General features: G+C 65.5%; 27 protein-coding genes. 20 read left to right on the top strand and 7 right to left on the bottom strand.

Going from position 1 to position 25,999, the window contains the following annotated elements:
• Positions 1-2 precede the first annotated feature (2 nt).
• The 4 genes from DK847_RS09360 to DK847_RS09375 are packed head-to-tail and all read left to right on the top strand — an operon-like array spanning position 3 to position 3,753.
• Complete coding sequence (locus DK847_RS09360) at positions 3-1,106, top strand: ABC transporter ATP-binding protein (RefSeq protein ID WP_111198008.1); 1,104 nt, start codon at positions 3-5, stop codon at positions 1,104-1,106.
• A gap of 4 nt (positions 1,107-1,110) precedes the next feature.
• Complete coding sequence (locus DK847_RS09365) at positions 1,111-2,025, top strand: ABC transporter permease (protein ID WP_161957210.1); 915 nt, start codon at positions 1,111-1,113, stop codon at positions 2,023-2,025.
• Positions 2,026-2,051: 26 nt separating this feature from the next.
• The gene (locus DK847_RS09370; protein ID WP_193548189.1) at positions 2,052-2,861 is read left to right on the top strand and encodes an ABC transporter permease subunit; all 810 of its coding nucleotides are present in this window, start codon (positions 2,052-2,054) and stop codon (positions 2,859-2,861) included.
• Positions 2,854-3,753, top strand: a complete 900-nt coding sequence (locus DK847_RS09375; RefSeq protein WP_161957211.1) for a dimethylsulfonioproprionate lyase family protein — start codon at positions 2,854-2,856, stop codon at positions 3,751-3,753. The genes DK847_RS09370 and DK847_RS09375 overlap by 8 nt, the downstream gene beginning before the upstream one ends.
• Here the strand turns inward: DK847_RS09375 and DK847_RS09380 are convergent.
• On the bottom strand, positions 3,745-5,769 hold the full coding sequence (locus DK847_RS09380; protein ID WP_111198014.1) for a hypothetical protein: 2,025 nt from the start codon (positions 5,767-5,769) through the stop codon (positions 3,745-3,747). The two genes, DK847_RS09375 and DK847_RS09380, sit on opposite strands and share 9 nt — an antisense overlap.
• A 311-nt stretch (positions 5,770-6,080) precedes the next feature.
• Between DK847_RS09380 and DK847_RS09385 the strand changes: the two genes are divergently transcribed.
• The 3 genes from DK847_RS09385 (at position 6,081) to DK847_RS09390 (ending at position 8,383) form a co-directional block, all read left to right on the top strand.
• Positions 6,081-6,230, top strand: a complete 150-nt coding sequence (locus DK847_RS09385; protein ID WP_111198015.1) for a cbb3-type cytochrome oxidase subunit 3 — start codon at positions 6,081-6,083, stop codon at positions 6,228-6,230.
• Positions 6,231-6,495: 265 nt separating this feature from the next.
• Positions 6,496-6,669 (top strand): hypothetical protein, encoded by a 174-nt coding sequence (locus DK847_RS20595; protein ID WP_161957212.1) that lies wholly within the window; start codon positions 6,496-6,498, stop codon positions 6,667-6,669.
• 37 nt (positions 6,670-6,706) lie between these two features.
• Entirely contained in the window at positions 6,707-8,383 is a 1,677-nt protein-coding gene (locus DK847_RS09390) for an alpha/beta hydrolase (RefSeq protein WP_111198017.1), read from the top strand.
• A gap of 312 nt (positions 8,384-8,695) precedes the next feature.
• On the opposite strand, the gene DK847_RS09395 is transcribed toward DK847_RS09390, so the two are convergent.
• Positions 8,696-9,310: a response regulator transcription factor gene (locus DK847_RS09395; RefSeq protein ID WP_193548185.1), complete on the bottom strand. Its 615-nt coding sequence runs from the start codon at positions 9,308-9,310 to the stop codon at positions 8,696-8,698.
• Between the two features lie 172 nt (positions 9,311-9,482).
• On the opposite strand from DK847_RS09395, the gene DK847_RS09400 reads away from it, so the two are divergent.
• The 7 genes from DK847_RS09400 to DK847_RS09430 all read left to right on the top strand — a co-directional run bounded on the left by DK847_RS09400 (position 9,483) and on the right by DK847_RS09430 (position 15,545).
• Positions 9,483-10,676: an aminotransferase class V-fold PLP-dependent enzyme gene (locus DK847_RS09400; RefSeq protein ID WP_111198019.1), complete on the top strand. Its 1,194-nt coding sequence runs from the start codon at positions 9,483-9,485 to the stop codon at positions 10,674-10,676.
• 11 nt (positions 10,677-10,687) lie between these two features.
• Complete coding sequence (locus DK847_RS09405) at positions 10,688-11,887, top strand: malate--CoA ligase subunit beta (protein ID WP_111198021.1); 1,200 nt, start codon at positions 10,688-10,690, stop codon at positions 11,885-11,887.
• Positions 11,884-12,771: a succinate--CoA ligase subunit alpha gene (gene sucD / locus DK847_RS09410; RefSeq protein ID WP_111198023.1), complete on the top strand. Its 888-nt coding sequence runs from the start codon at positions 11,884-11,886 to the stop codon at positions 12,769-12,771. Before DK847_RS09405 ends, sucD begins: the two co-directional genes overlap by 4 nt.
• Positions 12,772-12,782: 11 nt before the next feature.
• Positions 12,783-13,130, top strand: coding sequence for a helix-turn-helix domain-containing protein (locus DK847_RS09415; RefSeq protein WP_111198024.1), 348 nt, complete (start codon positions 12,783-12,785; stop codon positions 13,128-13,130).
• A gap of 21 nt (positions 13,131-13,151) precedes the next feature.
• Positions 13,152-14,129, top strand: a complete 978-nt coding sequence (locus DK847_RS09420) for an HpcH/HpaI aldolase/citrate lyase family protein (RefSeq protein WP_111198026.1) — start codon at positions 13,152-13,154, stop codon at positions 14,127-14,129.
• A gap of 229 nt (positions 14,130-14,358) precedes the next feature.
• The gene (locus DK847_RS09425) at positions 14,359-15,273 is read left to right on the top strand and encodes a DnaJ C-terminal domain-containing protein (RefSeq protein WP_245414570.1); all 915 of its coding nucleotides are present in this window, start codon (positions 14,359-14,361) and stop codon (positions 15,271-15,273) included.
• The gene (locus DK847_RS09430) at positions 15,270-15,545 is read left to right on the top strand and encodes a chaperone modulator CbpM (protein ID WP_342634753.1); all 276 of its coding nucleotides are present in this window, start codon (positions 15,270-15,272) and stop codon (positions 15,543-15,545) included. Before DK847_RS09425 ends, DK847_RS09430 begins: the two co-directional genes overlap by 4 nt.
• A gap of 54 nt (positions 15,546-15,599) precedes the next feature.
• On the opposite strand, the gene DK847_RS09435 is transcribed toward DK847_RS09430, so the two are convergent.
• Positions 15,600-16,166, bottom strand: a complete 567-nt coding sequence (locus tag DK847_RS09435; protein ID WP_111198029.1) for an NAD(P)H oxidoreductase — start codon at positions 16,164-16,166, stop codon at positions 15,600-15,602.
• 9 nt (positions 16,167-16,175) lie between these two features.
• Positions 16,176-17,198: a GlxA family transcriptional regulator gene (locus DK847_RS09440; RefSeq protein WP_161957213.1), complete on the bottom strand. Its 1,023-nt coding sequence runs from the start codon at positions 17,196-17,198 to the stop codon at positions 16,176-16,178.
• 120 nt (positions 17,199-17,318) lie between these two features.
• Here DK847_RS09440 and DK847_RS20390 point away from each other — a divergent pair, with 120 nt between their 5' ends.
• A complete protein-coding gene (locus tag DK847_RS20390) occupies positions 17,319-18,050 on the top strand; it encodes a GntR family transcriptional regulator (RefSeq protein ID WP_146256090.1) in 732 nt (243 codons plus the stop codon).
• Positions 18,051-18,053: 3 nt separating this feature from the next.
• Here the strand turns inward: DK847_RS20390 and DK847_RS09445 are convergent, their stop codons facing one another.
• Positions 18,054-18,815 (bottom strand): aspartate/glutamate racemase family protein, encoded by a 762-nt coding sequence (locus DK847_RS09445; protein ID WP_111198033.1) that lies wholly within the window; start codon positions 18,813-18,815, stop codon positions 18,054-18,056.
• 216 nt (positions 18,816-19,031) lie between these two features.
• Between DK847_RS09445 and DK847_RS09450 the strand changes: the two genes are divergently transcribed.
• The 5 genes from DK847_RS09450 to DK847_RS09470 all read left to right on the top strand — a co-directional run bounded on the left by DK847_RS09450 (position 19,032) and on the right by DK847_RS09470 (position 23,643).
• Entirely contained in the window at positions 19,032-20,219 is a 1,188-nt protein-coding gene (locus DK847_RS09450) for an ABC transporter substrate-binding protein (protein ID WP_111198035.1), read from the top strand.
• A gap of 80 nt (positions 20,220-20,299) precedes the next feature.
• On the top strand, positions 20,300-21,166 hold the full coding sequence (locus DK847_RS09455) for a branched-chain amino acid ABC transporter permease (protein ID WP_111198036.1): 867 nt from the start codon (positions 20,300-20,302) through the stop codon (positions 21,164-21,166).
• Positions 21,167-21,171: 5 nt separating this feature from the next.
• Positions 21,172-22,134, top strand: a complete 963-nt coding sequence (locus DK847_RS09460; protein WP_111198038.1) for a branched-chain amino acid ABC transporter permease — start codon at positions 21,172-21,174, stop codon at positions 22,132-22,134.
• Between the two features lie 3 nt (positions 22,135-22,137).
• The gene (locus DK847_RS09465) at positions 22,138-22,917 is read left to right on the top strand and encodes an ABC transporter ATP-binding protein (protein ID WP_111198040.1); all 780 of its coding nucleotides are present in this window, start codon (positions 22,138-22,140) and stop codon (positions 22,915-22,917) included.
• A gap of 3 nt (positions 22,918-22,920) precedes the next feature.
• Positions 22,921-23,643, top strand: coding sequence for an ABC transporter ATP-binding protein (locus DK847_RS09470; protein ID WP_111198042.1), 723 nt, complete (start codon positions 22,921-22,923; stop codon positions 23,641-23,643).
• A 3-nt stretch (positions 23,644-23,646) separates the two neighbouring features.
• Here DK847_RS09470 and DK847_RS09475 read toward each other — a convergent pair whose 3' ends face one another.
• Together DK847_RS09475 and DK847_RS09480 are read right to left on the bottom strand one after the other, a co-directional pair.
• Positions 23,647-24,804 carry a Gfo/Idh/MocA family protein gene (locus DK847_RS09475; protein WP_111198173.1) on the bottom strand — a complete coding sequence of 386 codons (1,158 nt, stop codon included), beginning with the start codon at positions 24,802-24,804 and terminating at the stop codon, positions 23,647-23,649.
• A gap of 16 nt (positions 24,805-24,820) precedes the next feature.
• Positions 24,821-25,930 carry a Gfo/Idh/MocA family protein gene (locus DK847_RS09480; protein ID WP_111198044.1) on the bottom strand — a complete coding sequence of 370 codons (1,110 nt, stop codon included), beginning with the start codon at positions 25,928-25,930 and terminating at the stop codon, positions 24,821-24,823.
• Positions 25,931-25,999: the final 69 nt, after the last annotated feature.

Genomic DNA, 25,999 nt, shown 5'->3' on the forward strand with positions numbered 1-25,999 from the left:
TCATGACGGCGGCGGGGGAGCCGTTCCTCAGGATCGAGAACATCTCGAAGTTCTTCGGTCCCTTCCAGGCGGTGAAGGATGTCTCGCTCGACGTGGCGAAGGGCGAGATCTTCTCGCTGCTCGGCGGCTCGGGCTGTGGCAAGACCACGCTGCTCCGCATGCTGGCCGGCTTCGAGGAGCCGACCTCGGGCAGGATCTTTCTCGACGGGCGCGACATGACCGGCGTTGCGCCATGGGACCGCCCGGTCCACATGATGTTCCAGTCCTATGCCCTGTTCCCGCACATGAGTGTCGAGAAGAACGTCGGCTATGGCCTGAAGCATGAGCGGATGAGCGCGGATGAAAAAGCCGCGCGCGTGCGCGAGATGCTGGAACTGGTGCAGCTTCTGCCCTTCGCCACGCGCAAGCCGCACCAGATTTCCGGCGGCCAGCGCCAGCGCGTGGCGCTGGCCCGCGCGCTGGCCCGCCAGCCCAAGCTGCTGCTGCTCGACGAGCCGCTGGCGGCGCTGGACAAGAAGCTGCGCGAGCGCACCCAGTTCGAGCTGATGTCGATCCAGCAGCGCACCGGCGTCACCTTCATCGTCGTCACCCATGACCAGGAAGAGGCGATGACATTGTCCGACCGCATCGCGGTGATGGACAAGGGCGAGGTGAAGCAGATCGGCAGCCCGGGCGATGTCTATGAGTTCCCCAACAGCAGGTTCGTGGCGGACTTCATCGGCTCCATCACCTCCTTCCCCGCGACCATCCTTGCCCGGCAGGATGCGCAGCTGCGGCTCTCGGTGCCCGCCCTCGGCGGCGAGGTTCTGGCGCGTGACGTGCCGGGGTTGAACGAGGGACAGGACGCGACCCTCGCCATCCGCCCCGAGAAGCTGCTCATCTCGAAGGACAGGCCCGACGAGGTCAATGCCTTCGAAGGCACGGTCAAGGACCTCGCCTATTTCGGCAAGGACAGTCTCTACCGTGTCATCCTGCGCTCGGGCGCGCTGGTCCAGGCCCATGCGGTGAATGCCAGGCGCGGTGGCGAGGCGGCGCGTGCCGCCGACTGGGACGACAAGGTGTGGATTTCCTTCGCGCCGTCCTCGGCCATCGTGCTGGCGGAGTAGGTCGATGCGGGCGAAGCGGCTGGCACGCTGGTTCGACACCAAGGGCTGGTCCGACCTGCTGATCGCCGCGCCCTATGTCTGGCTGGTGATCTTCTTCCTCCTGCCCTTCCTCATCGTGGTGGCGATGAGCGTCGGCACCAAGACCCCCACGGCGCCACCCATTTCCTTCGGCGGCGAACATCCCTGGGTCAGCCTGCAGGGCTATGTCCGGGCGGTGACCGACACGCTCTATTTCCGCGCCTTCATCACCTCGCTGGTGAGTGCCGGGATCGCAACGGTGCTTTGCCTGCTCATCGGCTATCCCATGGCGCTGGGGCTCACGCGCGTGTCGAAGAGCTGGCGCAACATCCTGCTGATGCTGGTGATCCTGCCGTTCTGGACGTCCTTCCTGCTGCGCGTTTATGCCTGGATGGGGCTGATGGGCCGTTCGAGCTGGTTCAACGAAGGCGTCACCAGGATCTGGAATGCCATCGTGCCGCAAGGCTGGGCCGTCGACTTCATGCCGATGATGCATTCGAACTTCGCCGTCGTGCTGGTGATGGTCTATACCTACCTGCCCTTCATGATCCTGCCGCTCTACGCCAGCCTCGAGCGTCTGGACCCGACGCTCGACGAGGCCGCACTCGACCTCGGTTCCAGGCCCTGGCAGGTGTTCCTGGACGTGACCCTGCCGCAGAGCATTCCCGGCATCGTGGCCGGCGGCATGCTGGTCTTCATTCCGGCCGCGGGCGAACTGGTGATCCCCACGCTCGTCGGCAATGCCGCGAGCCCGATGATCGGGCGGGTGATCTCGGACCAGTTCTCGTCGGCGCGCGACTGGCCCATGGCGTCTGCCATCGCGGTGGTGCTGCTGGTGCTGATGGTGGGCCCCGCCATGCTCTACAGCCATTTCCAGGCCAAGGCGGAGGGTGCCAAGTGAAGCGGCGCCACACCTTCCTGATCACCATGCTGTGTTTTGGCTTTGCCTTCTTCTACATCCCCATCCTGTCGATGATCGTCTATTCGTTCAACGCCTCGCGGCTGGCGAGCGTGTGGGGTGGCTTCTCGACCAAATGGTATGTCTCGCTGTTCTCCAACAAGCAGGTGATCGACGCACTCATCCTGTCGCTCGAGATCGCGCTCGTCTCAGCCACCCTTGCCACGATCCTCGGCACAATGGCCGGCATCGCGCTGGCGCGCTTCCCGGTGTTCCGCGGCAGGCTGCTGTTCTCCGGGCTCGTCACCGCGCCGCTGATCATGCCCGAGGTGATCACCGGCATCTCGTCGCTGATGTTCTTCATTCTCATGGCGCAATGGATCGGCTGGCCAGGGCAGCGCGGCTTCACCACCGTGACGCTCGCCCACATCACCTTTTCCATGGTGTTCGTGACCACGATCGTGCAGGCGCGCATGCTGCAGTCCGACCGCTCCATCGAGGAAGCGGCGATGGACCTCGGTTCGAAGCCCTGGCAGGTGCTGCGCGACGTGACCATTCCGGTGATCTTCCCGGCCGTGCTCTCGGGCTGGCTGCTGGCCTTCACCATTTCCCTCGACGACGTGGTCATCACCTCCTTCACCACCGGGCCCGGCAGCACGACCCTGCCGCTGCTGATCTGGTCCAAGGTGAAGCTCGGCGTGACGCCGGACATCAATGCGCTGGCGACCCTCATGGTCAGCGTCGTGGCGGTTGGCGTGGTGATCGCCGGCATCGTGATGAACCGGGCCGAGCACCGTCGCCAGCGCGACGAGCAGATGGCGTTCCGTGCCAATGGATGAGACGCTGCAGCTGCTGCACACCCCGCCTGGCCTCCATGGCTCGGGGCGCGTCCGCTATGGCGCGGCGATGGAGCTGTTCCGGCAGGGCCTGCTGAGCGAGGCGCAGCTTGATGCCTATCGCGAGGCCTCGCCCTTCGATTCCCGCGATCCTGCGGTGCTGCTCCGCGACCGCGGCCTGCCGCCGCCACCGCCCTGGGCAGCAACGCCACGAGCCCGCCTGCAGGCACTCTTCGTGGCGGCGCGCGACTACCTCGACACGCTGGCGCATCCTGGCGCGGCGGATGTCTCGGCCTGCTTCTCGCGCTGCGCGGCCCCGGGTGAGCTTCCTGCCGCGCGCAGCCACCCCGTGGCGGACCGCTGGCTGGAGCCTGCCCTCACTGCGGCCCGGGCGCTTCAGCCACACCTCGCCCAAGCCATTGCCAATGCCGCGCCGCATCTGGCCTGGGGGATCTACGATCCCTACCCGCGCTCCGAGATCGGCGATGGTTTCGCCGAGGGCCATGCCTTCGCCTCCATCGCAGGCGAAGATGCCCCGTTCCTGGCGGAGGACCTGGAGATCGGCCTGCTCCTCATGGCGCCGCATCTTGTCTACCGCGATCATTGCCACGCGGCACCGGAGCTCTATGCGCCGCTCACCGGCCCCCACGGCTGGCGCTTCGGCCCCGGGCGGTCGCTGATCGTCAAGGCGGCGGGCGAACCGGTGTGGAACCCCGCCCTGCAGCCGCACCTGACGAAGGTGGGTCAGGTTCCCTTCCTCTGCCTCTTCGTCTGGACGCGCGACGTGAAGGAACCCGCGAGGGTCATACCTGCGGGAGACTGGGCGGCGCTGGAGACAGCCGCATTGCCGATCCCGGTACAGCAAGACCTGCGACCTGCTGATCGTTCATGGTGATGGCGGATCGGGCGTTGCCCCATGTCCCGTCGCATGGCTCTGAAGAACATCGTCACAACGGTAGAAGAAGTACTCGCTGATTCGTTGAACGACGATGTTTGCCCGCTCCTGCGCGGCGTCCGGAGGCAGATAGGCCCTCACGAATTCATGGGGAGAACGCCATGACTTGCGTTCCGTTCCCGGAATGTGCTGATCGAGCACTACCACGTCGGGGTGAAGCGGCCGTGAGCAGAGTCCCACGAGATCCTCGAGTTCATGTGGTGCATCGAGGTTGGACCAGAAATACTTCTTGTCGAGCAACGTACCGGTTTCGGATGCCGGTGGTTCGAACATGGCCACCATTTTCAACCGCTCCAGATAGTCCAATGCCGTTTGCCTGTTGAAGACCACTCCTGCACCCTGCACATTGGAATAGAAGCTCGGGTTCCGCAGCACGCCCCATAGCATCATGACATCGCCCGGCCAGTAGACTTGTTCTGTGGGGGCGATCGAGATGGGTAGATCCCGGCTGATGTCGGGGACCGAATCCAGGTAGCTCCGCCAGACTCCGCGCTGGTCCCATTGAAGTGCCATGCCGGCGAGTGCGATCATCGCAAGGGACGCCAACACCTTTCGCTGCCTGGCCATCACCGGTGTCAGCAGCAGTACGCTGCCGAGAGCGGTGACAAGAGCAGCCAGTGTAAAGCGCAGCAGAGGATCCCTCAGTCCCGAGAGAAGCGGATTGATGTCGATGGCCACCAACAAGATGGTCCTGGCGGCAATGACGACCATCAGTGTGCCGAAGGCCAGCCAGATCAGACGCCGTTCGCGTGAAGTCCATTCCCGGTTCAACATCACGGAGAGATAGGTGACGGCGAGCAGGACCCCGAGCGAGAGGCCAAGCGATGACAGGTACGCGGCGAAGCAAAGTGGCATTGCCGCGGCCATTCCGCAGCCGAGGACCAGCAGCATTGATCGCTCTTCCGACCGCACCCCGCTTGCTTCCTGCACGACCAGTGCGAGGCTGACGGGCGCCAACACATGAAGCATCCAGACGGCACGCCACACCTGTGTCTTGCCCACCAGCAGGTCATTGAGCAGGTCGAAGGCCACGAAGGAAACGAGCAAGGACGCGAGTGCCACCGCAACGACAGCCACCAGAAACCGGCGTAGCTCAGGGGAAGCCTTGATGCAGGCGAGCGACACGAGGAGAACGTCACACAGGATCTGCAGCCAGTCCTCGACTGCCCAGTTCACGAGCATGGCCTGCTGGGTGCGGTTCTCGACGATGAATTTCCACGCGGGATCGATCACCGGGAGTGCAGCAACCCCGGAAAGGTGGCCAGCAGCCAGCACTGCCAGGATCAGTGCTGTTGCCGCCCCGGCGACCGGAAGAGCCATCCACCACGGTTGCCGGCGCAGCAAGACCAGCGTTGCGATGACGCCGGCAGGTCCTGCAATCATCAGCGGGTGCAGCACACCACCAAGGATCAGCAGCAGGAAGCAGACTCCGAAACGGCGGCTCAGGAAGGCGGCAAGAGCGGCAAGCGCCAGCGCTTCGGCGAGCAGCCGCGGCGAAAGAAACCCTTCGCCAATGCTGAAAATCTTATCCCCCCCGTAATAGGGCGGGTATGCTGCGAGGAACAGCAAGGCAAGCCAGCTGAAGCGCGGAGACAGCAGGGACCGGATGAGTGCAAAGGCGCCCAGGATCCATAATGCCTGCCCAACGCCCACCAGCATGCGGTTGCTCGCGTCCAACCCAAGGAGGCTGATCCACCACGCATAAAAAGGTGAGAACAGCGTGAAGCTGTCCTGCGAGCCATGCTTCAGGAAGAGGTCTTCTCCCATTCCCCTGGCATCATTGAAGTTGAGTGCAAGCAGGGCGTAGATGCGGTTGTCGTGGACGATGCCGCGATACGGGTGACATAGGATCCAAACGACCACTGCAAGACATGCCAGGGCGAGGCTGTCCCAGTCCCAGTTCCACCTCCCCGGGCGCTCGGCCGAGCGAAGTTGGTCTTCACTGTGCGATGTCATCACGGACGATCTCCTGCGACCGCCTCCGATGCCGCATGGCCCCGAGGGCCATGCGAAAACTGCGGGGCATGAGTCGTTGGCTTCAGGTTGTGCTCTTGCCCCTGCGAGCTCGGCTTGGCGAATACTGCAGCGGCTCTGCGAAAAACGTCAAGTTTCTTTCGTCTGCATTGCACTATTCCGTATCGCGTATACGTTTGCTAAGAGGCCACTGTGAGTGGCAAGGCGGCAAATTCGGCTGCTCCCTTCTCCAGCAAGCGAACCTGGCCGAAGGAAACTCACAATCGTCTCACCACGAATTCGGGAGGTTTTGGATGGCCAGCGAAATTCTGTCGGCATGGTGGCTGTGGGCCGTGCCAGTCGCCTTCGTGGCGGTGCTGATCTACGCGCTGAACCCCAAGCGCAAGAAGCAGTTCGAGGAAGAGGCGCGCGTGCCGCTGGAAGATGACCCGCCCAAGCCGTGAATTCACCCCGCCTGGACAGTTGTCGTTCTGAAATTGACTTTGTTCATGGCCGGACCCACACTCCTCCGCACAACAGCCGGTGGGGTCACGCCGCTGAAGACGGGCGGAGGGGTTCGAGCCTGGGCACGACCGATGTGTCCGAGGGCACCAGGACCCGCGTCGCCTGGCTTCATTGCGTCGAGGGGCATGACGCAGGAGGAGATCGCGTCACCCTCACCGGGCTCGGCGGGTCGCGTGTGCTGCGCGCCCTTACGCCGGAACGGCGGTGCACCCGATCGATCTGTGGGGCGCCCGCCAGGTGATCCTCGTCTCCCGCGGGCACCACAAGCAGCAGATCATCAGCACGTCGCTGAAACGCGTGAAGCCGAGTGTGCTGATCACCAACCAGGACGTGGCCGACTTCCTGGCCCCAGCGGACTGGTGCGTCTGCCCTGCTTGACAGGAGGAGCGCGCGAGTGTCTTCCTCCGGGCGGGACATGGAGCGCCTCACTTTGGGAAAACTTGGCACTGCAATCTATCATCGTCTTGCCGGGCCCTTCTCGGCCGCTGGGCTGATTCTTGGCGCGCTGTTCTGGTGGGCGGCGCTGACGCCGAGCCTCATCCCGCGTGACGGGCTGCTGCAGGGGGCAATCGGCGGGCTGTGCTTCAGCGCGGGCTATGCCCTGGCGGTGGCGCTCATTGCCGTGTGGGCATGGCTGGGCTTTCCGGTGCTCCCCCGGCTGCTGCTCAAGCCGATCCGCGTCGTGTCGGCCATCGCGGCCATTGCCATCATGCTGGTTGCCGCCTTCAAGGGCGATGGCTGGCAGGACGAGGTGCGGGCAGCGCTGGACATGCCGCCCAACGGCGGCAGCTGGCCTTTCATCCTGATCACCGTGGGTGTGGTGCTGATCGTGGTGCTGATGCTGGCGGGGCGCATCTTCGCGGCGCTGCGCGACATGGTCAGCGCTCCCTTGCGCCGCGTCCTGCCGCCGCGGGTCGCGGTGCTCATCGCGGTGGCCGCAGCGTCATGGATCTTCTGGTCGGTCGGCAATGGCGTGCTTCTGGATGCGCTGCTGCGCGGCCTCGATTCCTCCTACCGCCGCATCGATGCGCTGATCCCGCCGGAGGAGGCCCAGCCCACCGACCCGATGAAGGCGGGAAGCCCCGCCTCTCTCGTCCAGTGGGACGACCTCGGCCGGCAAGGACGCCTGCGCGTGCTGTCACAGCCCACCCCGGCCGAGATCACGGCCATCACCGGCCGCGAGGCGAAGGATCCGCTGCAGATCTATGTCGGACTCAACTCCGCGGAAACGCCGCAGGAGCGCGCTGACCTGGCGCTGGCCGAGCTGAAGCGCACCAATGCCTTCAGCCGCAAGTTCCTGGTGATCGCGACCCCCACCGGCACTGGCTGGGTCGACCCTGCCTCGATGCTGCCTCTCGAAGTGATGACGGGCGGCGACATTGCCTCCGTCTCGGTGCAGTATTCCTACCTGCCGAGCTGGCTCACGCTGTTCGTCGATCCGCAGTATGGCGAGGAGACGGCGGAAAAAGTGTTCGACACGGTCTATGGCTACTGGCGCAGCCTGCCGCGCGCGCAGCGGCCGCGGCTGTTCCTGTTCGGCCTGTCGCTGGGCTCGCTCAATTCCGATCTCGCCACCGATGCCTATGCGCTGCTGGGCGATCCCTTCGAAGGCGCGCTGTGGGTCGGCCCGCCCTTTGCCAGCCGCACCTGGAACCAGGTGACAGCGACCCGGCTGAAGGAGTCACCCGCCTGGTTGCCGCAGGCGCGCACACCGGCCGTGTTCCGCTTCTTCAATGCGGGCGACCGCGGGCAGATCACGTCGCCGGGCTGGGGCCCGGTGAAGATCGCCTATCTGCAGTATCCCTCCGATGCGATCACCTTCTTCGAGACCGGCATGTGGCGCCGCGAACCCGACTGGATGAAGGCACCGCGCGGAGTGGGCGTGTCGCCGGCACTCACCTGGTATCCCGGCATCAGCTTCATCCAGCTCGCCTTTGACATGATGACGGCGACGACCGTGCCCAAGGGCCGCGGCCACGTCTATGCCGCGCGCGACTATGGCGCCGGCTGGCGGGCGCTGATCCAGCCGGAGGGTTTCGGCGAGGCCGAGATGCAGAAGCTGGATGACTGGATGGAGGGGAAAGGGCTCTAGCCTCACCCTCCCCAGTTCCATCATCCGGTCGAAAGCCGGGGACCCGTTTTCTGACCGTTCACGAGAATGAGTTTGTAACGATTGCTTTTGGGCGTTTTGGTCAACGGCTAGCCCCCTAGCGCGGGGAAGGGCATGGCCATCCAGCGGGCTCCTTGGGGCCTTCTCGCTCCACTCTCTGCCGTTATCCCGGCGAAGGCCGGGATCCAGCTGTCAACACGTTCCACCGCCCGAAGCGGGACCCCGGCCTTCGCCGGGGTGACGGCCGGAGGGGAGGCTCGGGTGACGGTTAGAAGGGGGTGGGGCCGGGCTAGGTCACGCCCCCGCATTCGCATAAAAGAACGCGATCGCCTGCGAGCGATTGTTGAGGCCGAGCTTCTCGTAGAGGTTCCTGAGGTGGAACTTCACGGTGTTGATCGAGATGTCGAGCTCCGCCGCCAGCTCGGTGTTGGTGCGGCCCTTGGCGAGTGCGGCGAGGAGGGTCTTCTCGCGCTCGGTGAGGCTGTCGCGCGGGTCGCGCTTGAGGCTCCTCACATCCATGAAGGGAAACACCATGCGGCCCGCAGCCACGGAGGCGGCGACGTCGAGCAATTGCTGCTCCGGCGCATCGCGGGCGAGGAAGGCCGCGGCCCCCGCTGCCATGGCGCGGCGTGGCACGTCAGGGTCGCCGGAAGCGGAGTAGACGATAATTCTGGGCGCGTCCGGCCGGTCGCGCAGGATTCCCAGCAGCCGCTCGGCACCGAGCTGCGGAATGGTCCAGTCGACGATGCCGATGTCGACCGGCACGCGCAGGCACGATTCGAGGAAGCCCTCGGCCGTCTTCGATGTTGCAACCAGGCTGAAGCGCCGGTCACGCTCGAACAACTCAGAGAGGGCCTGAAGCATGATGGTGTTCGGATCGGCGACGATGACGCTGCGGATATCTGTCATAAACCTACCCTATCGGGTAGGGCTAATCCCTGACAAGCGGAATTTACAGCCAGAAAGGATGGTAAAAATCCTACCCTAATGGATGCCAAATGGCTGGTTTTCCGGGTGTTTTCAAACTGCACCCACCCGCCCATGGTGAATACAACACAACAGAACACATGGGAGAAACTCGATGCCAGGACAACGCGGCCTCTTCATTCCGGGCCCGACCAACGTGCCGCAGGCGGTCCGCCTCGCGATGGACATTTCCATGGAAGACCAGCGCGCGCCGGATCTTCCCTCCTTCACCCTGCCGCTCTTTGCCGACGTGAAGAAGGTGTTCAAGACCGACACGGCCCAGGTCTTCCTGTTCCCGGCGTCCGGAACCGGCGGCTGGGAAGCCGCGATGACCAACACGCTGTCGCCCGGCGACAAGGTGCTGATCGCCCGCTTCGGCCAGTTCTCGCTGCTCTGGGCCGACATGTGCACCCGCATGGGCCTCGAGGTCGACGTGGTCGACGTGCCGTGGGGCGAGGGCGTGCCGGTCGAGATCTTCGCCGAGAAGCTCAAGGCCGACAAGGCGCATGCCTACAAGGCCGTGCTCGTCACCCACAATGAAACCGCAACGGGTGTGACCAGCGATGTCGCCGGTGTGCGCAAGGCGATGGACGATGCGCATCACCCGGCACTCCTCTTCGTCGACGCGGTGAGCTCGCTCGCCTCGATCGACTTCCACATGGACGAGTGGAAGGTCGACATCTGCGTGTCGGGCTCGCAGAAGGGCTTCATGATGCCCGCCGGCCTCGCGATCCTCGCCGTCTCCGAGAAGGCGCTGGCCGCACGCAAGGCCGCCGGCATGCGCCGCTGCTACTTCGATTTCGAAGACATGATGAAGACCAACAAGGACGGCTTCTTCCCCTATACCCCGCCGCTCCACATGCTCCGTGCACTGAGGGCCGCGACGGACCTCCTTCTCTCCGAGGGCCTGGAGAATGTCTTCGCCCGCCACCACCGCCTCGCCGAGGGCGTGCGCCAGGCGGTTTCCGCCTGGGGCCTCAGGCTCTGCGCCGCGGCGCCGAAGTGGCATTCCGACACGGTCAGCGCCATCCTGCTGCCCGAGGGCTTCGACAGCGCGGCACTCGTGCGCCATGCCTATACCAAGTATCACATGTCGCTCGGCATGGGCCTCAACAAGGTGGCCGGCAAGGTGTTCCGCATCGGTCACTTAGGCGACCTCAACGAGATCATGTGCCTCCAGGCGCTCGCTGGCGCCGAGATGGCGATGCGCGATCTGGGCGTTCCGGTGACGGCGGGCTCGGGCGTGGGTGCAGCCATCGAATATTATCGCGGTGCAACGGCCTCCTCGGCCCTCAAGAACGCCGCATAAGGGAGGACCAAATGGATATTCACGAGTACCAGGCCAAGGAAATCCTTGCCCGCTTCGGCGTAGCAACACCCAAGGGTGCGCTGGCCTACAGCCCCGAGCAGGCGGCCTACCGCGCCCGCGAGATCGGCGGCAAGCTCTGGGTCGTCAAGGCCCAGGTCCACACCGGCGGTCGCGGCAAGGCCGGGGGCGTGAAGCTGTGCCGGTCGGAAGACGAGGTGATGGATGCGGCTGACGAGCTGCTCGGCAAGAAGCTCGTTACCCACCAGTCCGGGCCCGCGGGCAAGATCGTCGGCCGCCTCTACATCGAGGGCGGTGTCGCCATCGCCAAGGAACTCTATCTGGGCTTCGTTCTGGACCGGAAGTCCGAGCGCGTGATGGTCGTCGCCTCCTCCGAAGGCGGCATGGAGATCGAGGAGATCGCGGCGGAAAAGCCCGACTCGATCGTCAAGGTGAGCGTGGAGCCGGCGGTGGGCATGCAGGCCTTCCAGGCCCGCGAGATCGCCTTCGCCTTGGGCCTCAAGCCCTCGCAGATCCAGTCGGCGGTCAACGCCCTGATGGGCTGCTACCGCGCCTTCGAGGAACTTGATGCGACGATGCTGGAGATCAACCCGCTGATCGTCACCGAGGACGATCACGTCATGGCGCTCGACGCCAAGATGACCTTCGACGACAACGCGCTGTTCCGCCACCCGGCGGTGGCCGAGCTCCGCGACAAGAGCCAGGAAGACCCGCGCGAGACCCACGCCAATGACCGTGGCCTCTCCTATGTCGGCCTCACCGGCAAGATCGGCTGCATCGTCAACGGTGCCGGCCTTGCCATGGCCACGATGGACATGATCAAGCTCGCCGGCGGCGAACCTGCGAACTTCCTCGACATCGGCGGCGGTGCAACACCCGAGCGCGTGGCCAAGGCCTTCAAGCTCGTCACCATGGACAAGAACGTCGAGGCCATCCTCGTCAACATCTTCGCCGGCATCAACCGCTGCGACTGGGTTGCCGAAGGTGTGGTCCAGGCGCTGGAGAAGAGCCCCGTTGGCGTGCCGGTGATCGTGCGCCTTGCGGGGACCCATGTGGAGGAAGGCCGCCGCATCCTGGCGCGCTCAGGGCTTCCCATCATCCGCGCCAACACGCTGGCCGAAGCCGCCGAACGCGCGGTCGCGGCCTGGAAGAACAACGCCAACACCGTTGGCCTCAAGGTGGTGAACGCATGAGCATCCTTCTCGACCGTACGACGCCGGTTCTGGTGCAGGGCATCACCGGCAAGATCGGCTCCTTCCACGCGAAGGAGATGCGCGAATATGGTACTAACCTGGTCGGCGGCGTCACGCCCGGCAAGGGCGGCACCACCATCGATGGCCTGCCGGTGTTCGACACCATGAAGGAAGCGGTGGAGAAGACCGGAGCCACCGCCTCGATCGTCTTCGTGCCGCCGCCCTTCGCGGCCGACTCGATCATGGAAGCAGCGGACGCCAACATCCGGCTCTGCGTCGCCATCACCGACGGCATTCCCTCGCAGGACATGATCCGCGTGAAGCGCTACATGCGCCGCTACCGCGCCGAGAACCGCATGCGCCTCATCGGCCCCAACTGTGCAGGTGTCATATCGCCCGGCAAGGCGATGATGGGCATCATGCCCGGCAACATCTATCTCCCTGGCAATGTCGGCATCGTCGGCCGTTCGGGCACGCTCGGCTATGAAGCCGCGGCGCAGATGATGGAGCTCGGCATGGGTGTTTCCACCTCGGTGGGCATCGGCGGCGACCCGATCAACGGCTCCTCGTTCAAGGACATCCTCGAGCTCTTCGAGGCCGATCCCGAAACCCACGCCGTTGTCATGATCGGCGAGATCGGCGGCCCGCAGGAAGCGGAAGCGGCGGAATACATCCGCGACCACATGACCAAGCCGGTGATCGCCTATGTGGCGGGCCTCTCGGCCCCCAAGGGCCGCAAGATGGGCCATGCCGGCGCCATCATCTCGGCTTTCGGCGAGGGTGCTTCGGAGAAGGTCGAGCTGCTCCGCGACGTGGGCGTGGCCATCGCGCCCACCCCTGCCGAAATCGGCAGCACGGCGCACAAGGTCCTCAAGGCCGCGTAAGGGGTGAAGCCATGAACCTGCCTCTGGAAACCCCGGTGCGCCTGGGGCGCAGCAGGACCGCGTCCGGTACCATCAACGTGGTGCCGGAGCTCCGCTCCTATCGCTACGATCCCAAGCCCTGCCGCCTCTCGGCCATGCAGATGCTGGTGCTGCAGCTCGTGTGCTGCGGGCTTGCCGACAAGGAGATCGCCTATCTCCTCGGCGTGTGCAGTGCGACGGTGAAGGCCCACATGTCCCGCGCCATCCGCGAGATGGGCCTCTATCGCCGCCACCAGCTGGTGCGCTACGTGTTCGAGAACGGCCTCTTCGACCCCGAAGCGGCGCAGGCCGAAATCCTGCGCCGCCGCAAGGCCGCCTGACCCCTTCAGATTGGAATCATCATGAGCTTCTTTAATGTCGAACAGGCCAAGCCGCGCCTGAACCGCAGCGAACTGGCCGTTCCCGGCAGCCAGCCCCAGATGTTCGAGAAGGCGGCGAAATCCGCCGCCGACGTCGTGTTCCTCGACCTCGAGGACGCGGTGGCCCCCGACGACAAGGCCCAGGCCCGCAAGAACATCATCCAGGCCATCGGCGACATCGACTGGGGCAACAAGTCCCTGTCGGTGCGCATCAACGGCCTCGATACACATTACATGTACCGCGACGTGGTGGACGTGCTGGAACAGGCGAGCGACCGCCTCGACCTGATCATGATCCCCAAGGTCGGCACCGCGTCGGACGTCTATGCGGTGGACATGCTCGTGACCCAGATCGAGACCGCCAGGAACCGCAAGAAGCGCATCGGCTTCGAGATGATCATCGAGACCGCACTCGGCATGCAGAACGTGCACGAGATCGCGGCGGCGTCCAAGCGCAACGAGTCGCTGCATTTCGGTGTCGCCGACTATGCCGCGTCCACGCGCGCCCGCACCACCTCGATCGGTGGTGCCAATGCCGACTATGCTGTTCTCACCGAGCCCCTCGCCGACAATTCGCGCCAGGTGCACTGGGGCGACATGTGGCACTATGCGATCGCCCGCATGGTGGTGGCGGCGCGCGCCAATGGCCTGCGCCCCGTCGACGGGCCCTTCGGCAATTTCTCCGACCCCGATGCCTTCAAGGCCGCAGCCGCCCGCGCCGCGGTGCTGGGCTGCGAGGGCAAGTGGGCGATCCACCCCTCGCAGATCGCCCTCGCCAACGAGGTGATGAGCCCGTCGGACGCGGAAGTGACACGCGCCCGGCGCATCCTCGAGGCGATGAAGGAGGCCGAGGCCCAGGGCAAGGGGGCGGTGTCGCTCGACGGCCGCCTCATCGACTATGCCTCGATCCGCCAGGCCCAGGTGCTGGTCGAGAAGGCCGCGCAGATCGCGGGGCACTGACCCAAGAGTTCCCCTCCCCCTTGTGGGGAGGGGCAGGGGTGGGGGTGATGCTCGAGATGGTGTTTCACCATCGGACTCGCGGAACCACCCCCACACTTGGTCCCTCCCCACAAGGGGGAGGGAAACGCACCTTCCATCCACATCGCGCTGCGTGCTCTCCGCAAAAATTCGGTTTCTGCACGCTGCTTTGCTGACCTATACTGCGGCCCTGCACCCGTTGGAGGGCTCGTTGAAGGATCCATACGAAACACTGGGCGTGGCCAAGACGGCCACTGCCGACGAGATCAGGTCGGCCTACCGCAAGCTGGCCAAGAAGCTGCATCCGGACTTGAACCCCGGCGACAAGTCGGCGGAAGAAAAGTTCAAGCAGGTGGCCGGCGCCTATGACCTGCTGTCGGACGAGGAAAAGCGCCGCCGCTTCGATGCGGGCGAGATCGACGCCTCCGGTGCCGAGCGCCAGCATGAGCGCTATTACCGCGACTATGCTCAGGACCCCGGCGGCCGCCGCTACCAGTACCAGAGCGCGGGCTCCGGCTTCGACGATTTCGCCTCGCAGGATGACTTCCTGGCCGAGCTCTTGCGCCGCCGCCAGGAACAGGCGCGCCGGGCGCCAGGCGCCGACCGCTCCTATGAGCTGGAGATCGACTTCCTCGATGCGGTGAATGGTGCGACGAAGCGCATCATGCTGCCCGATGGCGGCTCGCTCGACGTCACCATTCCGGCTGGCATCGAGGAGGGCCAGATCCTGCGGCTGCGCGGCAAGGGTGCGCCGTCACGCGGCGAGGGCCCGGCGGGGGATGCGCTGGTGGCCATCACCATCCGTCCGCACCGCTTCTTCAAGCGCGAGGGCGATGACATCCTGCTCGAGCTTCCCGTGACCATCCAGGAGGCGGTGCTGGGCGGCAAGGTGAAGGTGCCGACCACCACGGGCGCCGTCATGGCCACGGTGCCCAAGGGTTCCAACACCGGCACGACGCTGCGCCTCAAGGGCAAGGGCGTCGCGAAAAAGGGTGGCGGTGCCGGTGACGAGCTCGTCCGGCTCAAGGTCATGGTGCCGGCCGAGCCTGATGCCGCGCTTGAAAACTTCCTCTCCGGCTGGACGCCGGGTTCGAACTATGATCCGCGCCGGGACATGCAGTCATGATCATCACCAAGAGCGAATTCCTTCTCCGCGCCCATCTCGACCAGCAGACGCTGGAGGTGTGGATCCAGGAAGAATGGCTGTCGCCCGACCAGGGCGATGCGGAGCCTGTCTTCTCCGAGGCCGATCTCGCCCGCGCCGGGCTGATCCGCGACCTGCAGGGCGATCTCGGCGTCAATCGCGAGGGCGTTGGCGTGATCCTCAACCTCGTCGACCAGATCCACAGCCTGCGCTGGGCGCTGGCGAACCGGATCGCGCCACCGCAGGACGAGTGAACCCTTAAATCCGTCATCCCGGCGAAAGCCGGGATGACCGCAGAGGGGGGTGCACTAGAACCAGGTCGCCCCCAGCTGCCGTGCCCGTTCCAGCAAGGTGTGGCGCGTCGCGTCGTTCTCCATGACGTCATACATCAGCTCGAGATGGGAGCGCGGGATGCCGCAATACTCCATCATGCCGGTGTTGATCTGAACCCGCATCGCCTCGTCGTAGCCGCGTTTCGCATAGGTCTCCGGACCGGCCGAGGCCGTGCCGATGAGGAGCGCGGACTGGAGCTTCAGCTTGCGCGCGCCGTAGGCCCAGCCATTGTTCCACACCCGGTCGATCCAGCCCTTGGTGGTCGCCGGCACGGACCACCACCAGACGGGAAACACGAAGGCGATGGCCTGGTTGCGGACGATCCTCGCCTGCTCCGCCAGTACCTCGGCCGAATAGACCTTGTCGGGGTCATCCCAGTCCGGCTCGTCATCGACGGGAAGCCGCGGGTCGAAATCCTCGGCGCGGAGATTGGCGAATTCGGGCAGGTGGCCCGCGCTGCGCAGCCCCGCCATCAGACTGTCGGCCACCGCTCCGCAGAAGGAGTCGCGCCTGGGATGATCGAATACAACGAGCACCTTCATCGCCGTCTCCTATGTCTTCTTCGCCTGCTGCCGCAGCTTGAAGGATGGCACGGTTCCAAAGCGCTGCCGATAGGCCTTGCGCAACGCTGCCTGGGACTGGAAGCCGCAGGCCACCGCGATCTCCATCATCGACATGTCGGTCTCCGAGATCAGGCTGTGGGCCTGGTCGAGCCGGATGTCGCGCAGCCTGGCGGCAGGCGAGGTGTGGAGGCGGTCGTGGAACAGCCGCTCCATCTGGCGGCGGGACAGGCCGTGGCGGGCCGCCAGTTCCTCGACGTCGATGTCGCCCGCGAAGCCCGCACGCATGTCGTTGAGGATGGCGGAGAGCCTGGGGTGGCGAACACCCAGCTCGGCGGCGACGGAAAGGCGCTGCTTGTTGCCCTCGCCGCGCGGCATGCCGTGAAGGCACATCTCCGCCACCTTGGTGGCCAGCCCCGTGCCGTAATGCTCCTCGATGAGCGACACCAGCAGGTCGACCCCGGCGGCGCCGCCGCCGCAGGTGATGACCTGCCCGTCCCGGCACCAGATCTGGTTGGCGACGGGAAGCTCGGGAAAGATCTCCTCGAAGGCCGGCTGGTTCTCCCAGTGCAGCGTGAAGCGCTTGCCGGCGAGAAGCCCGGCGCGGGCCAGCGTGAAGGCGCCGGTGCACACGCCGCCCATGGTGCGCCCGTGGCGGGCCTGCTCGCGCAGCCAGGCGATGGTCCTGGGCGAGGCCGCGAGATAGCCATCGACGCCCGAGCATACGAAGACGGTGTCGCCGCTCCCGGTCTCGGTGAGGCCGCCGTCGACCACGATGGAGACCCCGTTGGAGCAGCGCACCGGCTGGCCATCCTCGGACAGCAGGTACCAGCGATAGAGGCACTTGCCGGTCAGCTGGTTGGCGATGCGCAGGGGTTCGACCGCCGCCGAGAAGGCCAGCATGGTCATCTTCGGCAGCATCATGAAATAGAAGTCGCGGGTGGTGACGGGCCGGTCGAGCGCGAAGGACGCCGCGCCCTTGCTGACGAAGCGGTCGCGGTCGGCCTCGCTCACGTCCCCTGTCGTCCGGTGCGGCGCGCGGTGTCCCATGGCATGATCTAGACGCGGGAGGCGGCGAGCGTCCACCCCTCTTTGCCGGCTTCCCATCGCGGCGGGCTGCGCTAGTATCGTGCCATGGCAAAAACGGCGAAACGGGCCCCGAAGCGGGCAGGCACCTCCGACGAGCGGGTGCACCAGAACCTCTACAAGGCGATCATCGACCATCGCATCGCCCCTGGCACGCCCCTGCAGGAGGATGCGCTGGCCCAGGCCTTCGGCATCAGCCGCACGGTGATCCGCAAGGCGCTGCAGCGGCTGGCGCATGAGCGGCTGGTGGAACTCGTCCCCAACAAGGGGGCCTTCGTCGCCAAGCCTTCCGCCGAGGAGGCCCGCCACGTGTTCGAGGCCAGGCGCGCCCTTGAACGGGTGCTGGTGGAGCGGGCGATCGAGCTCGGTTCCGACCGCGACATCGCCACGCTGGTCGATACCGCGCGGCAGGAGAAGAAGGCGGCGGAGACCGGCGACAAGGAGGAGCGCCTGAAGCTTTCGGGCACCTTCCACACGCAGCTGGCCCGCATCGGCGGCAACCCGGTGCTGACGGGCTTTCTCACCGAGCTCGTCTCCCGCAGCTCGCTGATCATCGCGCTTTACGAGTCGCCCGGCGCCGTGCCCTGCTCGCATGGCGAACACCTGGAGATCGCCACCGCCATCCGCCAGCGCAACCGGGCGCGGGCGGTGCAGTACATGAACCATCACCTGCAGCACATCGAGGCGCAGCTCGATCTTTCGAACGCCCTGGTGAATGTCGACTTTGACCGGCTGTTCAGCAAGGCCCCGCCACGGCGCGGCGCCAGCGCGGCGAAGTGAGGCTCAGCCCAGCTTGCGCGTGGGGGCGGGATTGCGGTCGGCGGGTGCATAGGCCGAGAGCGCACCCTTGTAGGGCTTGTGCAGCGGATAGGCGAGGTCGCCCCGCTTCGAGGTGCGAAGCCCCAGCGACACAAGGGCTTCGGCGAATTTCACCGCGGCGGTGACCCCGTCGATGACCGGCACGCCGAGCTTGTCCTCCAGCCAGGCATTGAGGTCCGCCATGCCGGCACAGCCCAGCACGATGGCGCCCGAGCCGTCCTCCACGATGGCGCGCTCGCATTCCTCGAGGATCAGCTTGCGGCAGTTGGAGTCGGGCTTCTCGAGCTCCAGCACCGGAATGTCGGTGGCGCGCACCCGGCGGCAGTGGTGCTCCATGCCGTAGTTGCGTACGAGGTGCTCGGCAATGATGCGGGTGCGCTCCAGGGTGGTGACGACGGAAAAGCCGGTGGCCACGAAACTCGCCGCATGCATGGCGGCCTCGGCGATGCCCAGCACCGGCCCCGCCGCGATCTCGCGCGCCGCGAGCAGGCCCGGGTCGCCGAAGCAGGCGATGACGTGGGCATCCGCCACCGGGCCCTCGTTGATGGCGTCGACGAGGCCGACGATGCTCATCGCCTCGTCGTAGTGCCCCTCGATCGACACGGCGCCGGATCGGGAGGTGATCGCGATAATCTCGGTTCCCGGCGATGCGACGGCCCGCGCCGCAGCTGCAATCGTTGCCGTCATCGAGGTGGTGGTATTGGGGTTGATGACCTTGATCTTCATGTCGCCGTTGATCCCGCAGGCGGCGTGACCAGCAATTGGGCAGGCTGCCTGAAACATAGCCAAGTGTATACAGTTGTGTTTTTTCATTGCATGTTTCGGCATTCGAGTCCAACCTCAAAATCAGACCGGCAGCCAGACGGAGACCGCAGGCCATGCGGCGCCGCCGGATCACTCGATGGGAAGAACGTCAGACCTGACAGGAGGAACACCATGCTTATGATTTCCCGCCGTGCCTTGATCGGTGCCGCCAGTGCGCTGGCCCTTTTCGCCGGAGCCCATGCGGCCTCCGCCGCCGACGCCAACCTCAAGATCGGCTTCGTCGGCGTGACCAGCGGCCCGGCCGCGGCCTGGGGCACGTCCAACGTGCGCTCCATGCAGACGCTCGCCGACTGGTACAATGAACTGGGCGGCGTGAAGATCGGTGACAAGACCTACACGATCGAGATCGTCACCTTCGACGACCAGAAGGACCCCAAGCGCGCCGTCGAAGGCATGGAAAAGATGGCCCAGGAGGGCATCCACTACGTCGTGGGCCCGAACGTCGATGACGGTGCTGCCGCGGTGCGCCCGGTGGCCGAGAAGAACGGCATCATCTATTTCCCCTATGCCTTCCCGAAGGAACTCTACACCGCACCGGCGTCGAACGCCGTCCTCGGCATGATCGCCAACTACCAGTCGGGCCCCGCCATCTACAAGTACCTGATGGACAACAAGGGTGTGAAGAAGGTGGCCTTCGTCGCCGCCAACGAGTCCGATCCCCTAAGCCAGCGTGACTCAGGGGTCGCCGCCGCCAAGGCGCTGGGCCTCGAGGTCGTCGCCGACAAGGACACCTACCAGAACGACACGCGCGACTTCACGCCCGTTCTCACCCCCATCGTGGCACTGAAGCCGGACCTGCTGGTGCTCTCGGGTGTCGCTCCCGCCAATGCGCCGCTGCTCATCCGTGCGGCGCGCGAACTGGGCTATGAGGGCCTGATCTCCACCGAGACGGCGCAGGACGCCAAGGTGATCGAGGAAGGTGCGGGCGAGCTCGCCAACGGCTTCATCTCGGTCGGCGGCGCCTCGACACCCGAGATCGCGTCGGACCACATGAAGGAGTTCGTGGACCGCTACACCAAGAAGTTCGGTGAATACAACGACGAGTCCAACACCAAGGTCTATGCGCTCGACTACATCCTCGAGACCATCAAGGCCAACCCGGCCGCGATCGACAATGTCGAGGAGTTCAAGAAGACCATCGACAGCTTCGAGGCGGCGAACCCCTACCTGAAGGACCCGAACGCCAAGCTGAAATATGTCGGCTCCACCTCCTTCGGCCAGAAGCGCCAGGTGGCGGTGCCGATGGTGGTGAACGAGTACAAGGACGGCAAGTTCGAGACGCTTTTCGTCGGCACCGTCGACTGATGCTCGCCTGACACGACACGACACAGGGGGTCCGGCCTTGCCGGGCCCCTCAGCCATTTCACGAAACTTGCGGGCGGCGGATGGAACAGGTCATCGCAAACGGTCTCTATCTCGGGGCGCAATATGCCCTGATCGCGCTTGGGCTCACCCTCATCTTCGGCTTGATGAACGTGCTGAACTTCGCCCATGGCCAGATGTATGTCCTGGGCGGCTTCATCACCTACACGGTCTATGGCCAGCTGGGCCTGCCCTTTGCCGTTGCCGTCATCTGCTCCGGCCTGACGCTGGCCGTCATCGGTGGCTTCATGGAGCGCTACCTGTTCCGCACCGTGATCCGGCGCAGCCATCGCGAGGAGAGCACCATGCTGCTCGCCGCCGCCACTGCCTTCTTCTTCGATGCGGTGATGCTGCTGATCTTCGGTGAGAAGCAGCGCGGCGTGCCGAAGATCGTCAAGGGCGTGTTCAACGACTATGGCATCATCCTGCCCTATGACCGCATCGTGGTGGGTGTCGTCGCCGCCGCGATGATCCTGTCCTTCATCGCCTTCATGAAATACACCAGGACCGGCCGCGCCATGCGGGCCCTGGCGCAGGACCGCGTGGCGGCCCAGCTGATGGGCGTTCAGGTCGACCGCTACACCATGATCGGCTTTGCCATGGGCGCCATGCTGGCGGGCGTGGTTGGCGGGCTGCTCGTTTCCATCACCGGCGTGAATTCGGGGATCGGCGGACCGATATCGGTCAAGGCCTTCATGATGATCATGATCGGCGGTGCCGGTGTGGTCGGCGGTGCCATCGCCGGCGGCTTCATCCTCGGCATGATGGAGTCGGTGGGCCTCACCGTGCTGCGCGAATATGGCGACGTCACCTATCTCGTCATCTTCGCGGCATTGATGGTCTTCCTCTCGATCAGGCCCAACGGCCTGATGGGCAAGCCCTGGGGTTGAGCGCCATGACCAAGAAACTCACCGGGCTCGTCCTCTTCCTGATCACCGTCTTCATCCTTGTGCCGTGGCTCATCGCGGCGACGGGGCGGACGGACCTCTATTACGTCTTCACCTCGATCGGGCTGCTGTCGATCGCCAGTGCGGGCGTGTGGCTCACCTTCTTCATCGGCCGCATCAACATCGGGCAGGGTGCCTATGCGCTGATGGGTGGATATGTGTCGGCCATCCTCATCATGTATTACGGCTGGTCCTTCTGGCTGACGCTGCCGGTGGCCGGCCTGTTCTGCGCCGTGGCCTCGATCCTGATCGGCGTGCCGATCCTGCGCCTGCGCGGCGTCTATTTCGCGATGGTGACGCTGATCCTCACCGAGGTCATGCGGCTGCTCGCGCTGGCCGTGCCGATCACCAATGGCGCCAAGGGCATCACTTCCATCCCGCCGCCGGGGCCGATCTCGCTTTTCGGCCTCACCCTGGTGCCTGACTTCGCAACGCTCGAGAACCCGCGCATCGCCTTCTACTACCTCTCCATGGTCTTGATGATCATGTGCTTCGCGCTGATGTATCGCCTCGTGCACTCGCGCATTGGCCACATCTGCATGTCGCTGCAGCAGAACGAGGAGCTGGCCTCCTCGATCGGCGTCAACATCGCGGCACTGCGCGTCATGGCCTATGCGATTTCCTCCTTCCTCGGCGGCATTGCGGGCGCGGTATTCATCGGCGCCACGCAGTCGATCTATCCCTCCAGCTTCACGGTGACCGACAGCGTGAACTTCATGCTCAACTGCTTCCTCGGCGGGCTTGGCTACGTCTTCGGGCCGATGCTGGGCACACTGGTGCTCTATCTTGGCTGGAACCTGCTGTTCTCGATGGAGAAGTACCAGCTGCTGATCTACTCCACCGCCATGATCGTGCTGATGCTGGTGTTGCCCAACGGGCTCCTCAGCCTCGGCGCGAAGCGGAAGGGCTGAGGCATGGGACAGATTCTCGAAGTCAGGGGACTGACCAAGCGCTTCGGCGGCCTCACCGCCGTCAATGACGTGAGTTTCGCGGTGAACGAGAAGGAGATCCTCTCGGTCATCGGTCCCAATGGTGCGGGCAAGTCGACGCTGTTCAAGCTGATCTCGTCCTTCCTCAAGCCGACGACGGGCGAGGTGACATTCCGCGGCGAGCGCATTTCCAACCAGGCGCCGCACATCGCGGCGCGCAAGGGCGTGGTGCGCACCTTCCAGGAAACGACGATCTTCCGCAACATGAGTGTGCGCGACAACGTCATCGTGGCGCATCAACTGCGCGCCAGGGCCTCGCTGCTCGGCTTCTTCATGGGCTCGGCGGAGGCGCGGCGTGATGAAGCGCGCTTTGCTGAATCTGCGGACGAGATCCTCGCCTTCCTCGGCCTCGACGGCATCGGCAATGAACTGGCCCGCAACCTGCCGCATGGCCACCTTCGCGCCCTTGGCATCGCCATCGGGCTTGCCACCAACCCCACGGTGCTGCTGCTCGATGAGCCATTCGCGGGCATGAACCATGACGAGACGATGAAGGCCGTGGCCATGGTGCGCAAGCTGCGCGAGCGCGGCCTCACCGTGCTGCTGGTCGAGCATGACATGCCGGCGGTGATGAAGATCTCCGACCGCATCGTGGTGCTGAATTTCGGCGAGAAAATTGCCGAGGGCACGCCTTCCGAGATCCAGAACAACCAGCGCGTCATCGAGGCCTATCTGGGCGTCGAGGACGAAGCGATCGGACTTTAGACGATGAGCCAGATCCTCGACTTCCGCAACGTCGACCTCTTTTACGACCACGTCCATGCGCTGCGTGACGTGTCGCTGAGCGTCAACGAGGGCGAGACGGTGGCGCTCATCGGCGCCAATGGTGCCGGCAAGTCCTCGATCCTGCGCGCCATCACGGGGCTCCGCAAGATCCGCAAGGGCGAAATCTTCTACGCGGGCCAGCGCATCGACGGGAAGGACCCGGCGGACCTCGTCAAGTCCGGTATCGCCATGGTGCCGGAGGGGCGGCGCGTGTTCCCCTACATGAGCGTCAAGGACAACCTGCTCATGGGCGCCTTTACCCGCACCGACAAGGCCGACATCGCCCGCACGCTGGAGAGCGTGCTGACGCGGTTTCCCCGCCTCAAGGAACGCTACACGCAGGCCGCGGGCACCATGAGCGGCGGCGAACAGCAGATGATGGTGATCGGCCGTGCCCTGATGGCGAAGCCGCGGCTGCTGCTGCTGGATGAGCCCTCGCTCGGCATCGCGCCCAAGCTGGTGCAGGACATCGCCCGTTCGATCGTCGCCATCAACAGGGACGAAAAGGTGAGCGTGCTGCTGGTCGAGCAGAATTCCCGCATGGCGCTGCGCATCTCGCAGCGCGCCTATGCACTGACCACCGGCAGCGTGGCGCTCTCCGGCAATTCGGCGGAGCTGCTGGCGGACGACCGCGTGAGGGCGCTCTATCTGGGTGGCGAGCTGTAGTGTCTATGGCCGCAGCGATGGCGGCCGGGCATCCACCCAGTCGCCGCCCTGCGCGGCGCTGTCGACCGCAGCCCTGATCGCCGCGATCGAGCGCAGGCCATCCACCGCTGTCGGATAATGGCAGGCCGCAGGGTCGGGGGCGCGGCCCTCGCGCCTGGCATGGATCGCTTCCGCGAGGTCGGCATAGATGTTGGCGAAGGCCACCAGCATGCCTTCCGAGTGCCCGGTGGCGATGCGCGTGGCGCGCGCTGCGTCGGCAGAGTCCGCCGCCCCGCGCTCGATCACCTGGGTGCGGCCGTTGAGCGGCGTCCAGTGCAGCTGGTCGGGCCATTGCTGGGCCCAGCGCAACCCACCCTGTTCGCCGAAGACGCGGATGTTGAGGCCATGGAAGCTGCCAACCGCGACGGAACTCGTCCACAGCCGGACCCGGGTGCCGCCATCCATGCGGATGTTCACCATGGCATCGTCCTCCAGCTTGCGGCTGGCGATGGCGGAGAGGAAGTCGGCCGAGAGTTCGCGTGCATTCTCGCCGGTGACGAAGCTCGCCATGTTGAGGGCATGGATGCCGCAATCGGCGAACTGGCCCGAAAGCCCGGCCTGGGCGGGGTCATAGCGCCAGCGCATCCGCGGGTTCTCGGCATCCGCGGCATCGGCGTGGAAGCCGTGGGAGAACTCGACGACGCAGAGCCGGATGCGGCCAAGCTCGCCGCGCGCCACCATGGCCCGCATGTGGCGCACCAGCGGATAGCCGGTATAGCCGTAATTCACCGCGCAGATGGCGCCGGTGCGCGCCGAAGTGGCGGCAATGTCCTCGGCCTCTGCCACCGTCACCGTCATCGGCTTCTCGCACAGCACGTGGATGCCGGCCTCGAGGAAGGCCCTGGTGATCTCGTAATGCGTGGCATTGGGGGTGGCCACTGTGACGAGGTCGACCCGGTCCGGGCGGTTGCGTTCGCCTGCCAGCATCTCGCGCCAGTCGCCATAGGCGCGATCGGGCGCGATGCCGATCTGCTGCGCGAAGGCGCGGCCCTTCTCCGGGTCGGCGTCGAGGGCACCCGCCCTGAGCGTGAAGAACCCGTCCATGGTGGCGCTGATGCGGTGCACGGGGCCGATCTGGCTCCCGTCGCCGCCGCCGATCATGCCCCAGTTCAGTCGTGTCATGCCGTGCCCCGTCTGTTCATGCCACATCCACCCAGCCGCGCCGCTCATGCGACAGCCATGCTGCCGCGATCACCTGGTTCACCCGGTGCCCGTCGGCGAAGCTCGGCCAGCGCGGGCGGCCTTCAGAAATGGCGGCAAGGAAGTCGCGCGCCTCGATGATGATCTGGTCCTGGTAGCCGGTGCCATGGCCCGGACCAAGGCAGAAGGCCTTGTAGTCCGGGTGCTCGGGGCCGGTCAGGATCCTGCTGAAGCCGCGCCGCCCCTCTGGCCCTTCGGCCTTGTAGAGCCATAGCGCATTCTGGTCCTCCTGGTCGAAGCGGATGGCCCCCCGGGTGCCATGCAGCTCATAGGCATAGCCCATCTTGCGGCCGGTCGCGACGCGGCTGATGAACAGGTGCCCCATGGCGCCGGAGGCGAAGCGGCACATGATCTGCGCCTGGTCGTCATTGGTGACGGCCTCCGGCCCGGCAGGCGATGGCCGCGTGGCATGCACCGTCTCGATCTCGGCGCAGAGGCTGGCGATCGGGCCCATGAAGGCCAGTGCCGCATTGATGATGTGCGGCGAGAGATCGCCCATGTTGCCGTTGGCGCGGCCGCGCGTGCGCCACGAGGCGGGTTGCGCCGGGTCGGCGCAGAAATCCTCGGTGTGCTCGGCGCGGAACCATGTCACCGCGCCGATCTCGCCATTGGCCAGGATCTGCCGCGCGAGCTGCGAGGCGGGCGTGCGGATGTAGTTGAAGCCCGTCATGTGGATGCAGCCGCTGGCCTCGGCCGCTGCCAGCATCTCGGAACTCTCGGCCACGCCGAGGCCTAGGGGCTTCTCGCAGAACACGTGTTTGCCGGCGGCCAGCGCTGCCAGCGCAATCTCCCGGTGCGTGTGCTGCGGGCTGGCGATCACCACCGCATCGACCCTGGGGTCGGCAACGAGCTCGCGCCAGTCGGCGGTGGCGCGGGCGAAGCCAAACTGCCGGGCCTTCTCCGCCGCACCCTCGGGCGTGGTGGTGCAGATGACCTCGAGCGACGGACGGAGTGCCGTGTCGAACACGGGGCCCACGGCAGACATGGCCACCGCATGCGCCTTGCCCATGTAGCCGCCGCCGACGATGCCGATTCCGATGCGCGACACGTGAAAACACCTCGCCTTGCAAGCGCTTGCAACGAAACTACACACCACCTATCCTCACCCGTCAAGAAC

Source organism: Aestuariivirga litoralis (genome assembly GCF_003234965.1).
Taxonomy (GTDB): domain Bacteria; phylum Pseudomonadota; class Alphaproteobacteria; order Rhizobiales; family Aestuariivirgaceae; genus Aestuariivirga; species Aestuariivirga litoralis.